Source organism: Alteromonas aestuariivivens (assembly GCF_003367475.1).
In the GTDB taxonomy this organism is placed as follows: Bacteria; Pseudomonadota; Gammaproteobacteria; order Enterobacterales; family Alteromonadaceae; genus Alteromonas; species Alteromonas aestuariivivens.
In genome coordinates, this window is the sequence record NZ_QRHA01000010.1 from 40464 (window position 1) to 53183 (window position 12720).

Here is a 12720-nt window from a genome sequence, read left to right on the forward strand (position 1 = left end):
GTGCCCCGTGTTTTAACTCTGTCTACAATGTGTTTACCAATTGAATCAGCTTCTATCAAATTCCGGTCAGGTCAATTCAAATTCGACGAATTTCCCTGAGGATGCGACTGCCGAAAAAATGAACGCAACAAAGGATATAGGGCAACAATTGAACTTTTACGAACAAATTTGGGCTTTTGGTCCTCGGATGACTTGCTTATTCGGGCAGAATAGGGCTTATTATTCGCCTGTGAACAATTTGTAAAATCATCGTACAGAACTTAGTCAGCTGAGTACCTTATGCCATCCGATCTTACTAATCCTATGACTAACGGGCAGACTGTCACACCGTTGTCCATGCTCTACTACTGGGAAGCAACCCGGGGTGATGAGCCTTACCTGTTTCAGCCCGTCAACGGTGAATTACAGAAATACACCTGGAGTGAGGTGGGGAATCTGGCCCGCAGAGTTGCCCGCCGCCTGCAACAGATGGCCCTTCCTGAAGGCAGCCGAATTTCTATCCTGTCCAAAAACTGTGTTGAATGGTTTGTGGTTGACCTGGGCATTATGATGGCCGGTCATGTTTCTGTGCCCATTTTTTCGACTGCGGGTGCACAAACCATTGATTACGTACTGCGCCATTCAGACGCAAAACTGGTTTTTGTCGGCAAGCTGGACGAACCGGAAAAGCAGATCGCCGCTATCGACCCTGCAATTCCCACAGTGGCTTTTCCTTATCCGGGAACCACTGCCGATCAGTACTGGCCGGAGTTTATTGACTGCCCGCCCATTGAAACATCGCCGTTGCCGGATTTGGCAAAGATAATGACCATTATTTACACATCCGGCAGTACCGGGCAGCCCAAGGGCGTGGTGCACACGTATGAAACCATTTGCTGGGCTGCGCAGCATGCGCTGGAATCCCTCACACTGAGTCAACAGGACCGTATGGTGAGCTATCTTCCACTTGCCCACATTACGGAACGGGTACTGGTGGAACTGGCCAGCTTTTATGCTGGTGAACAAATTTATTTTGTTGAGTCTCTGGAAACTTTTCAGCGCGATGTCCAGGCCTGCGAGCCAACGTTGTTTGTGTCTGTGCCAAGATTGTGGACCAAATTCCAGATGGGCATTCTGAGTAAAATCCCTCAAAATAAGCTGGATATACTCTTGCGGATCCCGCTGGTCAAAAATCTGATTGCCAAGAAAGTCCGCAAAGGACTTGGTCTGGACCGCACCCGTTTGTGGGCCAGCGGCTCTGCACCTCTGGCGCCTGCGGTGATTCGCTGGTTTGCCCGTCTGGGCATATGCATCTCCGAAGGCTGGGGCATGACTGAAAACAGCGCTTACGGTTCAGCCGTGGTTCCTTTCAGGCTGGACAAAATTGGGACTATTGGCCGGCCCTACAAAGGCGTGAGCATTCGCATATCGGATGAAGGGGAGATTCAGGTTAAATCGCCCTGTAACATGACCGAATACTATCTGGACCCTGAAAAAACCGCGGAAGTCTTCACCGAAGATGGCTACCTGAAAACCGGCGATAAAGGGGTGATTGACGAGGAAGGCTACATTCGCATCACCGGGCGCTTGAAGGACATTTTTAAGACCGCCAAGGGCAAATACGTCACACCCTCACCAATCGAAGCCAAACTGATGCAAAATTCCCTGATCGAGCAGGTGTGTGTGACAGGCAGCAATTTGCCACAGCCCATTGCTTTGCTGGTGCTCAGTGAGGACAGTCGCAGTATGGGCCGTGATGCACTGGGTCGGTCGCTGAACAAAACCCTCAACGAAGTGAATCTTACTCTGGAAAGCCACCAAAAGCTCGACAGGGTTATTGTTCTGGATGAGCCCTGGACGGTGGAAAATGATCTGCTGACACCAACGCTCAAAGTGAAACGCCATATTCTGGAAGCCCGTTTCAATGACATTATTCAGGCGGATTATTCAGACAAGCTGGTTTGGCTCTAAACCGGGTGTTGCAATAACTTTGGAGCTAACAGGAAGACCGTCAGGCCCCGCTACTGGCGATTTAATTCAGCTTTGCTTTACTTAGTGTTTGGGCTTTGAGTTGCCGGGGGCTTTATGATGCGAAAATCGGCGTTGGTGATAGTGGCCGGCCTGTTGCAGGCCGGTTCTGCAGCAAGTTCGGAACTTGATGAGTTTGAGTCGGCTTACAACGGGTTATGCCAAAAAATCAAACAGTGTGCCTTCGAACACATGCAGGAAGAGCAGGGCGTCTCGCAGGAAATGCGCAGCATGGTAGACGGAATGCTCTCTGCCATGTGTGAAAATATGATGAAGTTCACGGAAAGTGACGTTGAGCAGTATCAGGAACTGGCTCGGCCGGCAGCAAGCTGTATGAACTCCATGACAGAACTTCCGTGTAGCAAGCTCCTCGAAGACAGGGCCGTGACGGCTGAATGTAAGGCGTTTGAAGCCGAAGCTGAGAAATATAAAAACCCGGTTCAGTGAAGAGTGGAAAGCTTCATTGGGTCAACTCAAGCAACTTCAGCCTGGCAATACTCTGAAATCTGGTTGCCAGGCTGGTACTACACTGAGGGGGTTACTGGGGGTAGCGGGCTTTTAAACCGGCGTAAACCTGCTCGTCATAATCCGCTGCGTCCATGTCCAGTTCTGCCAGCACTTCCACCAAATGCTCATTATCCTCACGGTCGCTCCACACTTTGATGTAGGTACCGTCTTTGTAGCCATGATCCTGGCGGAAAAAGTTAAGGATATTTTTGCCCACGTACTGCTGGTATAAATCGTCACTGCTCATTTCACACAATGTGATGATGTGCATGAACAGAGGCACGCTGAAGCGCTTGGCGGCACATAAACCGGCCATCAACTCTAGATTATCGAGCAGATCCATGTGCTCAGGATAGTAGTCCTTGCTGTCAAATTTAACGTGTGAATGGGCTTGTGCCAGCTGTGCAGACAGGGCATTGGCGGCGGCGTGCACGTCACCCCGGTAATCAATGATGCAGGCAGACAGGGCAAAGTGCCAGATGTCTACCATTTCCATTTGCAACTGGGGCAGGTCCATTTTCTGGGCTTTCCACCATTTCCAGCCGTGATGCTCAATCGCCTCGACGGACTCCACCATGGCTGCGCGAAGATAGCCGTAACCGGCAGTTAACCATTCTGCATTAACTTTGGTGTTCATTTTGTCTTGCAGTGAAAGCATGGTAGCCAGTTGTTGTTGAGTTAGCATGAAACAGTTCCTGTAATACGAATAGGCGTGAAACGGTGGCAGAACAGTGCCGCCGTTTGTAACGAGATGGCCAAATTGTAGCGAAAGCGGCAGCTTTCACCAAGCGCGAAATCGTTTAGCAATATGATGCGCCGCACCAATGAGCTCGTTTGGTGCATCTGCACCAAAATTACATTTTGAAGAGGCGAAAATAAATAAAGCAACTTAATTTAAGCTGTTGATTTTTATTTAATTTTCAAGCTGGCATTATGAATGCATTGGGAGAGTTGTTAACTGTGCTTTTTATTGGCGCTAACTTGATTCGGTGCCAGGCAACGCCGCTTTCAGGTTGTCAATACAAAGCCCGTAACCTTGCCCATACAGATTTTTCGTGTCCTGAGGTCTGTGTGGGTTTTTTTTTGCCCGCTACTAATTGCCTGTGTCGGTGTTGCCGTTTTTCAATTGTCAGGTGGTTTTGGTTATGACAAAAGTCAGCGGTTTTAATACGGTGGATGAAAACCACCGGATGCCGTAACATGCGCGTAAGTATTTGTCTTCGTTGTGCCCTAGCTCTTGCTTGTACTTTATCCCTCCAACAAACTGGAACATCTCAGCTACCTGCTCGGTGAGTTGCTGTCCCGTCAGCCCGGCGATCCGTTCAGCCCTGAAACCATACTGGTCGAAAGCCCAGGCATGCAACACTGGCTGAACATGCAACTGGCCAGGCAGCAGGGCATTGCAATGAATTTGCAGTTTCCACTGCCTACCCGTTTCATGTGGGATACAGCCCGGGCACTGTTGGGGCCCGATAGCGTACCCAGGAAATCATCTTACCGCCGCGAAGTGCTGATATGGCGGATAGAGGGTATTTTGCGCAGCAGCCGTTTTCAGACATTTCAGCAGAGCCGCAAGGTTTGTCAGTATTGGAATGCCCTGCAAGACGAAGAGGCCAGAAGTGCCCAGCGTCTGCAACTTGCAGCAGCGCTGGCAGACGTATTCGAGCAGTATCTGTTGTATCGCCCCCATTGGTTGTTTGCCTGGGAGAACAATGAGTCAGCAATCGGTGAGCAGGGCGATGAAGAATGGCAGGCCTTGATTTGGCGGCTTCTGGTTGAACAGCAGCCGTTGCATCCTGCCCGGCTGCACAAATTGTCGGTTGAGGCATTGCAGCAACACGGACCCAAGGGGTTGCCCAATAGGGTCATTGTGTTCGCCATAAATGCGCTTGCACCGCAGGTGGTGCAGTTCTTTGACGCCCTGGCCAGGCACATTGATATTCATCTCTTTCATCTTAATCCCAGCGTTAATTATTGGGGCGACAGTAAAAGTGATCGCGAACTGGCATTGACTTTGCGGACCCACGGTATTGAACAGTTTGTGGCAGAGCAGCAGGCCAACCCTTTGCTGGGGAATCTTGGCAAACAGGGGCGGGAACTGTTCAATCAGTTAACAGAATTGCAAAGTTATGAAATCAGTGCTTTTGACAGTGCAGAATTTGAAGAGCCGGATGAACCACTCAACCGCCTGCATGCCCTTCAGAACGACATTCTTCATGCCTGCGCGCCGTCTGCAGGTTTTATGGCAAAAGGCACCGACAACAGTATTTTAATTACCCGTGCACACAGTGCATTGCGTGAAGTGCAGGGCCTGCACGATGCGCTCTTGCAGATGATGCAGGACGACCCTGATATTCATCCGTCTGATGTTGTGGTGATGTGCCCAGCCATTGAAGAATATGCTCCGTTGGTGGACGCGGTTTTTCATCGTATAGGTACACCCCGCCCAGAACATGCAGTGCCGCCCCGAATTCCCTGTTCAATTGCCGACCGGGCGCCAATGGATTCAGAACCCCTGGTGGCCGCCTTTATCAGTTTGCTAAGCCTGCCCGACAGCCGTTTTGAAGTCAGCAAGATCCTCGATTACCTGCGCCTGGAAGCAACACAAAGCCGGTTTTCACTGACCAGCGACGACTTGCTGCTGATGACCGACTGGCTGCAGAAGGCACATGTCCACTGGGGAAGAAATGCCGAGCACAAAGCGAATATTACAGACGGGGCGGCTACTTCGGCCATGCATTCCTGGGCGTGGGGGCTGAAGCGCTTGCTGGTTGGCATGGTGTATGAGGACAGTGCTGTTTTGGCTGATGATCTGCTCACCGTTCCGGACGTTGAAGGCCAGAATACAGTGGTGCTGGGCAAACTTATTGATTTGGTTGAACAGCTTGGCCGTTTTGCCGAGCGTCTGAAAACACCGAGAAGTGCAGCGCAGTGGCATGAATTTCTGATTGAGTTGCGTGATGCCTGCTTTGCCCCCCAGCCGGATGCGCTGGACAGCTGGGAGAGCATTGCCCGTGCTACCGCCGATCTGGCAGCGCACTGTGAAGAGGCGGGTTTTGACGAAACTCTGTCGTTGCGACAGGTACGGGATGTGCTCATCAAACGCTTTTCATCCCCGGATGCGGGCAACCATTTTATGACCGGTCAGGTCACTTTCTGTTCCATGCTGCCAATGCGAAGCATACCGTTTAAAGTGGTGTGCATTCTGGGCCTGAATGATGGGGAGTTTCCCCGCCAGTCCCAGCCCATTAGCATTGATTTAATGGCCCGCACGGCGCGACTTCGTGGCGACAGATCCCGCCGTCTAGAAGATCGCTATCTGTTTCTGGAAGCGCTGATTTCTGCCCGCCAGCGTTTGTACCTGAGTTATCAGGCCAATAGTGCCCAGGACAACTCACCCCGTCAGCCCAGCCTGGTGCTTGCTGAGTTGCTGAATGTTATCGGACAGGGGTACGACGGCGAACACCTGAGCCAACGACAACTGGGGTTGCATCCTTTCAGCACCGGCTGTTTTAGTGGGCCTCTGCCCAGTTTTGAGCGCGGATGGCATCGGCTTGCCGAAGCTATCCAGGGGCAGCAGGAGCAGCTGGATAGCCGAATTGAGCCAGTTTCGGAAGTAAAGCTTGCTGAAGAACTTAAGGTTAGCGAATTCAGCCGGGCTTTTCGTTCGCCACTGGAGTATTTCGCTAACCAGACGTTGGGGGTCTATCTGCAGCAGAGTGCCCCCCTGTTGCAGGATGCAGAACCCTTTACCGAGAATGCGCTGACCCGTTATCAGGCGCTGGACAGTCTGGCGTTAAACGCTGCGGCTCAACAGCCAAACGACAATGTACTGAGGCAATTGCAGTGCAGCGGCGCATTGCCTGATAACCCGGTTACAGAGGATAAACTGCAGCTCTGGTCTGATGCCGCAACCGCCCTTGCGTCGGCAGCCGGCCTGTCTCAAATGACGACGCAGGCATCATGTTGGCAAGGCCATCATATTCGGCTGGTGGGGAGTGCCTGGTCTGGTGGTGATAACCTGAGCATGATGCACACTGGTAAGCAGTCCGGTTACCGTATACTGAGCCAGTTTTTAACTCTGTTGTGTTTTAACGCCCAGGGCTATGCTTCCGGGCTGGAAGCGTATTATCTAAACTGGAGCAAACAGGAGTACCAATTGCGCGTAACCCGGTTTAATGCCATCTCTGCCACCCAGGCAAGTGCACTGCTGGCTGAGTTTGAACAGGCTTACCTCCGGTTGTGTCAGGCCCCCTTGCTTTACTCTGTCGAGGCCGGTATGAAGCTCATCAAGGATGCGGGTAAAGAAACCTGGTCTGACTGGCTGGAAGGCTATGGGGCACAGGCCAGCTGGCAGTCCCTTTGGGAAGGCCAGCGCGGTCAGAATAACGGTCTCAGACACGACCCCTACATGCGCTGGTTTTATCCCGACGGTTTGTCGCTAGGGCAGGTGCCTACAGAGGCGCTTTACGCTTTGTTTTTGCCTATGGTCCAAGGCGTGAAGGACAGCAAACTATGACGACGGAATCTTCTCTGCTACAGAATGATGTCCCAAAACCCCTGGATGTTGCGGGAATGCCATTGCGAGGGCGTCATCTGATTGAAGCCAGCGCCGGAACCGGGAAAACCTACAACATTACCCGTTTGTACCTCAGGCTTCTGCTGGAAAAAAAGCTTAACGTTCAGCAAATACTGGTGATGACTTTTACCAAAGCCGCAACCGAAGAAATACGTGGCCGTATTGCCGAAACCCTGCGTCATGCTCTGTCATTCTGGCAGGCTGTGGTTAACGGTGAACAAGAGATTTTGGCTGCCGCAGAGCCGGTATACCGAAGTCTTTATGAGCAACTGGAACCGCAGGAGGCGATAGCGAACCTGCAGGTGGCGTTACTGGAGCTGGACGATGCTGCGGTGTTTACCATTCACGGCTTTTGCAACAAAGTGCTCAGTCAGCTGGCGTTTGCCAGCGGGTCCCCCATGGAGCGCAGTCTGGCAACTGACATACAGCCACTGTATTTGCAGGCAGCACAGGATTGGGTGCGCCTTGTTGGCCAGAGCGAGCAGGATTTTGAAGCCCTGTATACCCGGGGTTGGCACGATCCGGAGGCATTGCTCAGGCAGTTTGGTGCCGCCATCCGCAGCCCCCTTGTGCCGCGAGTGCCAGACCATCAGGAGATTGAAGCCGATGCCCAGGCGCAGATAGCTGCTGCCGAGTCTGAATTTGGCGGGGAGTTTCGTACCATTCGGGACCAACTGCTGAATGCTGAAACGCAGGTGCTGGCCGCGCTGGTGCACAAAAAACCCAAGGAAGCGGCCCAGCGGCAGCAGGAATGGGAAATTCTGTTGCAATGGCTGAATGAATCCGCTTTGTCACTGCCGCCGGCTGAAATAGGGCGCTTTATCAACGGCAACCGGTATCGTGGAAATGAGGAACTGAAGGCGCTGTTCGCGCCGCTCAAAGGCCTGATGGCAGAGGTGAAAAAGCAGCTTGAGAGCGCTCAGCAAAGTATGCTGCAGCGACTAGACAGCCTGAACGCCTATCAACTGGTAGCGAATGGTTTTGAATACATTCGCGAACACGTCAGCCGCAACAAGCAGCGTCAGGGCGTGATGGACTTTGACGACCTGATTTCTTCCCTGGCGCACCAGCTGTCATCAGGGGAACCGCAATTGCGCGAGCAACTTCAGGCGCTCTATCCGGTGGCACTGATAGACGAATTTCAGGACACAGACAACCACCAGTACGAGATTTTAAGCCACCTTTACCCCAAGGATAACCAGGAACTGGTGCTGATGATGATTGGGGATCCGAAGCAGGCCATATATGGTTTTCGTGGTGGTGACATTTTTACCTACCTTGAAGCCTCCCGTCAGGCTGATTACCGTTGGGTTATGGACACCAACTGGCGCTCGGTTGCGCCAATGGTAGAGGCGTACAATCGTCTGTTTTATGGTACAGCGCCTGAAGCGCCACCCAGGGATGTATTCGGATTTGGTATTGGTTATGAACCGGTTTTGTCGACCGCATCTGCCAAAGCCGCCAACACGCCATTGAAGGACCCTGACGTTAGCCGCCGAGCGCTGAATTATGTTTGCCTGCCGTTTGAGGGGGAGGCGGCTGACGCGGCTAAGGATCAAATGCAGCGGGCGTTGGGGCAGTGGTTGTGCAATGAAATTCAGCGTTTGCTCAGCGAAGCAACGCTGGGGGACAAACCGGTGCAACCGGCAGACATCGCGATTCTGGTGCGCAGTGCGCCGGAAGCCATGCTTTTGCAGCAGCAACTCGCCCGCGCTGGGCTGGGGGCAGTATTTCTCAGCAACAAAAGCAATCTGTTCAGCAGCCCGGAGGCTGAAGACGTATTTCGGGTACTGGACGGAATCTGGCACTGGGAGGAACGCCGTCGCCTGTCTGCCTGCCTGAGCAGCCCGTTACTTGGTTTGAGTCATCAGCAGCTGGTGGACTTGTTGCATCACGAGGATGACGGGCAGTGGGAAGCTACCATGGGGCAAATTTACGATTTGCGCCAGATTTGGCTGCAAAAAGGGCCGATGACCCTGATGCTGCAGCTGTTACAGCGCCATTATTCCGCTACTGGTGGTGAGGTTGAGCGCCAACTGACCAATTATCTTCATTTGGCGGAGGTACTGCAGCGTTTTGCCGAGGGGCAGCCACAACCGCAGCAGTTACTGGTATGGCTTAATCAGCAAATGCAGGATCCGGCTCAGGGGGAGGAACAAATTCAACGGCTGGAGAGCGATGCCCGACTGATTCAGCTGATTACCCAGCATGGGTCCAAGGGGTTGGAATACCCAATTGTGTTTGTTCCCTTCGCCAGTGATTATCGAGACCCAGCCAAGGCTGGAAATCAGTGGCTACACCATTACAAATACTATGATCCGCATCGCAATTCACTAACCCTTCAACTGGGGCCCGGCCATCTGGCGATACAGAACACCCGCCAGGAAGGTGAGGCAGAAGCCGTCAGGCTGCTGTATGTGGCTGTCACCCGAGCTGCGCATCGTTGTTATCTGGGCATTGCACCCTTCAAACAGCATCATCGGTCGGCACTGGCGCACGCGCTTGGCGTCAGCAGTGAAACCGACTGGTCTGCCACACTGGCCCGAGTATGCGAAGAAGCGGGGCAGCACAGTGGTGTTATTTCTGTGGATGAGGTGCAAATTGGGGGAGCGGTCAGGTCTCCTCAGGCTAATTCGTTTACCTTGTCACTGGCCAGTTTTACAGGCAGCGTGGAAGAGAACTGGCGGCTCTATTCGTTTACCGCGCTAACCCGGTTGCAAACCGTTGTGAAGCAGAACCGACGCGAAGCGGAACTGCCGGTGGTGCCTGAAGCGGAACCCATTCAGCCACTATCTGCGGTTGCTCCAGCCGAGTTCCGGTTTGTTTTCGAAAAGGGTGCCAGTGCCGGTAACCTGTTACATGATTTGCTGGAAGATGCCGATTTTGACGCGCCGGACTGGGTCGCCAGCGGTACTGAGCATTGTCGCCGGTTTGGCTTGGCTGAAGAGAGCCAGCCTGCACTTTACGGTTGGCTCAACGAAGTGCTGGCGACTCCGCTTGGTCACTCCACTCATGCGGATTTGACTCTGGGAGCATTACCGCGAGGCAAAACTTTGCGCGAAGCCGAATTTTATTTCCCCCTGCAATCGGTGGACTGGAGCCAGTTGGCAAATATTTTACAACATCACCGGCTTGAAGTGGGGGCCGATGCCCAGACTGTGCCAGCTTTATCTTCCCAGGCCCTTGAGGGCATGATGCACGGTTTCATTGATTTGATTTTTGAATTCAACGGGCGCTTTTACGTGGCGGATTATAAATCCACGTACCTTGGCGATAACCGCAGCGATTATAACTACCCGGCACTGGTTCAGAACAATCAGGCTCACCAGTACGATTTGCAGTATCTGATTTATGCGCTGGCTTTGCATCGTTACCTGTCTGTGTCACTGGAGCACTACAGCGCGGACGAGCACTTTGGTGGTGTATTCTATTTGTATCTTCGTGGCATGCATCCGGACAATCCTGAGCCTCACGGGGTGTTTTTCACCGAACTGACAACCAGCTTACTTGAACAGTTGGATGCAGTATTTGCCGGTAAAATCCCGGAGGGGCAGGTATGAGCGTTTCCTTACCTGGCTCTCTGGAAGCCCTGCAACGTCAACTCGCTGGCCCGGAAGCCATTGACTTTTACTTTGCACGGGAATTTTCCCTGGCTCATGGGGAGGGCCTGGAGCACATCGAGGTGTGGTTTCACTGTTTACTGGCCTTGTCAGTTGCCCAGCGTCAGGGGCATACCTGCCTGGTTTTATCGGAAATCGCCGGTCAGCACTGGTTTTATGACAGTGAATCCGAGGTTAAGGGGTACAGTTTTCCGGAATTGCCGTTAGTGCAGAAGGCCGTTGAACTGGCTTTGGCACAGCTAACTACGCCCAATCCACTGGTTCTGGACAATGGCCGGCTGTACTCCCGACGATTCTGGAATTTCGAACAGGAAGTGGCTCGGGCGTTGGCTGAACGTTGTAAACCGGAATCATTCACTGATGCTCAGGTTACTCAGGTGCAGAAAATATGGCCGTTACTGTTTTCTGCGCTACCAGACAACAGCCAGGACTGGCAGCAGGTAGCCACTGCAGGCAGTCTCGGTCAGCGATTCAGCATCATCAATGGCGGGCCGGGAACCGGCAAAACCTACACGGTTACCCGACTGATGCTGGCATTACAGGCCGCTCACGCAAATTCACTCACTATTCAGTTGGCAGCACCAACAGGTAAAGCAGCCCAGCGCCTGACGGAATCGGTCAGCGCCAGCCTGCAACGAATTGAAGGCGAAGCGGTGGAACCACTGGTTGCCCGGTTACCCAAAGAAGCCACCACCTTGCATCGGCTGCTTGGAATGTCCCGTTACGGTGTTGACTGTCGGCGTGACGCACAGAACCCTTTAAACTGTGATGTGCTGATAGTCGACGAGGTTTCGATGGTCGACCTGGCTTTAATGGCCCGCACGGTCAGGGCGTTACCGGTTCATGCCCGGCTGGTGCTGGTAGGGGACGCGGAACAATTGCCGGCTGTGGAGTCCGGTAATGTGCTGGAAGCTCTGGTTGGCTCAGAAGTTCACAGTTCGCGAGTAAGTGCAGCGCTGAAAAACCATATTGCCCGACTTTGCCCTCATTTACCGGAAATGGCGGTTAGCCCGTCCGAAGCCGCTGCGATTCTATCGGATCGGGTTCACACTCTGCGAACCAGCCAACGGTTTTCGGGTGCACTTGCCGATGTGGCGGCGGCAATCCAGGCGCAACAGGCTGAAGTGGCGTGGGAAATGATGACAAAAGCGGGCCCAACAGACTGGTACGGTTCGCTGTCACTCGAAGGTGTTGCGCAATTGCCTTTGACAATGGCAGTGGCCGAAATCAAAGCTCTGGCCCAGGCCAGTTTTAACAGGCTCATTACGGCCCGGGATCTTAATACGGCCATGCAGAACCTGAATGATTGCCGCTGGCTTACACCACTGCGGCGGGGCCAGTTCGGCAGTCAGGCTCTCAACGGGCAAATTGAGCAGGCATTGGGGTTGTCTGCCCGGGCCGGCCCGGCAGGGCATTACGCCGGGCGCCCGGTGATGGTACTTGAAAACCACTATGCGCTGGGTTTGTTTAATGGCGATGTTGGTCTGGTGTGGCCGGACGCAAGCGGCCGCCTTAAAGCCTGGTTTGAAGTTCCGCAGGGAGGCTATCGCGCGTTCAGCCTGGCTCGCCTGCCAAAAGTGGAAACCGTGTTTGCCATGACCGTGCATAAATCCCAGGGGTCGGAATTTGAACAGGTGGTGTTGCTGGTGCCGCCAGCAGCGAGCAGGCAGGCTGAGAGCCTGTGCAGCAAGGAATTGCTGTATACCGGCCTTACCCGCGCCCGAAAAGGTTGTCTGCTTCTGAGTGACAAAACCCGGTTTAGCCAGGTTATACATACCCGGCACCACAGGTTTTCCGGCCTTCGCGATATTCTGCTGCAAAATCTGGCGGGCACCCAAGAGTAAAAAGGCCTTGGGTCGAAAATTGTAAGCCCCCGATTTTACTATACAAATTCTTTATTATTAAGGTAGGGTGGTTGTTTCGGCAAGCAACTGGTCCGCAGCGACCGCCATCAGCACAAGAGGGAGAATGCATTTTGCGTACGTGGTTACTGATTATACTGTTGGG

6 protein-coding genes are annotated in these 12720 nt (G+C 53.1%); 5 read left to right on the top strand and 1 reads right to left on the bottom strand.

The genetic code is table 11. The features are described from left to right. The first annotated feature begins 279 nt into the window (after positions 1–279). The gene (locus DXV75_RS13660) at positions 280–1950 is read left to right on the top strand and encodes an AMP-binding protein (RefSeq protein ID WP_115593987.1); all 1671 of its coding nucleotides are present in this window, start codon (positions 280–282) and stop codon (positions 1948–1950) included. A 114-nt stretch (positions 1951–2064) separates the two neighbouring features. After that, entirely contained in the window at positions 2065–2454 is a 390-nt protein-coding gene (locus tag DXV75_RS13665) for a hypothetical protein (RefSeq protein ID WP_115593988.1), read from the top strand. Positions 2455–2545: 91 nt separating this feature from the next. On the opposite strand, the gene DXV75_RS13670 is transcribed toward DXV75_RS13665, so the two are convergent. Beyond that, on the bottom strand, positions 2546–3199 hold the full coding sequence (locus tag DXV75_RS13670) for a dUTP diphosphatase (protein WP_115593989.1): 654 nt from the start codon (positions 3197–3199) through the stop codon (positions 2546–2548). A gap of 552 nt (positions 3200–3751) precedes the next feature. On the opposite strand from DXV75_RS13670, the gene recC reads away from it, so the two are divergent. The 3 genes from recC to recD are packed head-to-tail and all read left to right on the top strand — an operon-like array spanning position 3752 to position 12557. After that, the gene (gene recC, locus DXV75_RS13675; protein WP_115593990.1) at positions 3752–7033 is read left to right on the top strand and encodes an exodeoxyribonuclease V subunit gamma; all 3282 of its coding nucleotides are present in this window, start codon (positions 3752–3754) and stop codon (positions 7031–7033) included. Then, positions 7030–10653: an exodeoxyribonuclease V subunit beta gene (recB, locus tag DXV75_RS13680; protein WP_115593991.1), complete on the top strand. Its 3624-nt coding sequence runs from the start codon at positions 7030–7032 to the stop codon at positions 10651–10653. The genes recC and recB overlap by 4 nt, the downstream gene beginning before the upstream one ends. Continuing rightward, positions 10650–12557 carry an exodeoxyribonuclease V subunit alpha gene (gene recD / locus DXV75_RS13685; RefSeq protein ID WP_115593992.1) on the top strand — a complete coding sequence of 636 codons (1908 nt, stop codon included), beginning with the start codon at positions 10650–10652 and terminating at the stop codon, positions 12555–12557. The genes recB and recD overlap by 4 nt, the downstream gene beginning before the upstream one ends. Positions 12558–12720 lie beyond the last annotated feature (163 nt).

Excerpts from the sequence above, each read along its gene's own strand:
- recB (WP_115593991.1), top strand. The coding sequence starts at position 7,030 with ATGACGACGGAATCTTCTCTGCTACAGAATGATGTCCCAAAACCCCTG.
- DXV75_RS13670 (WP_115593989.1), bottom strand. The coding sequence starts at position 3,199 with ATGCTAACTCAACAACAACTGGCTACCATGCTTTCACTGCAAGACAAA.
- recD (WP_115593992.1), top strand. The coding sequence starts at position 10,650 with ATGAGCGTTTCCTTACCTGGCTCTCTGGAAGCCCTGCAACGTCAACTC.
- DXV75_RS13660 (WP_115593987.1), top strand. The coding sequence starts at position 280 with ATGCCATCCGATCTTACTAATCCTATGACTAACGGGCAGACTGTCACA.
- DXV75_RS13665 (WP_115593988.1), top strand. The coding sequence starts at position 2,065 with ATGATGCGAAAATCGGCGTTGGTGATAGTGGCCGGCCTGTTGCAGGCC.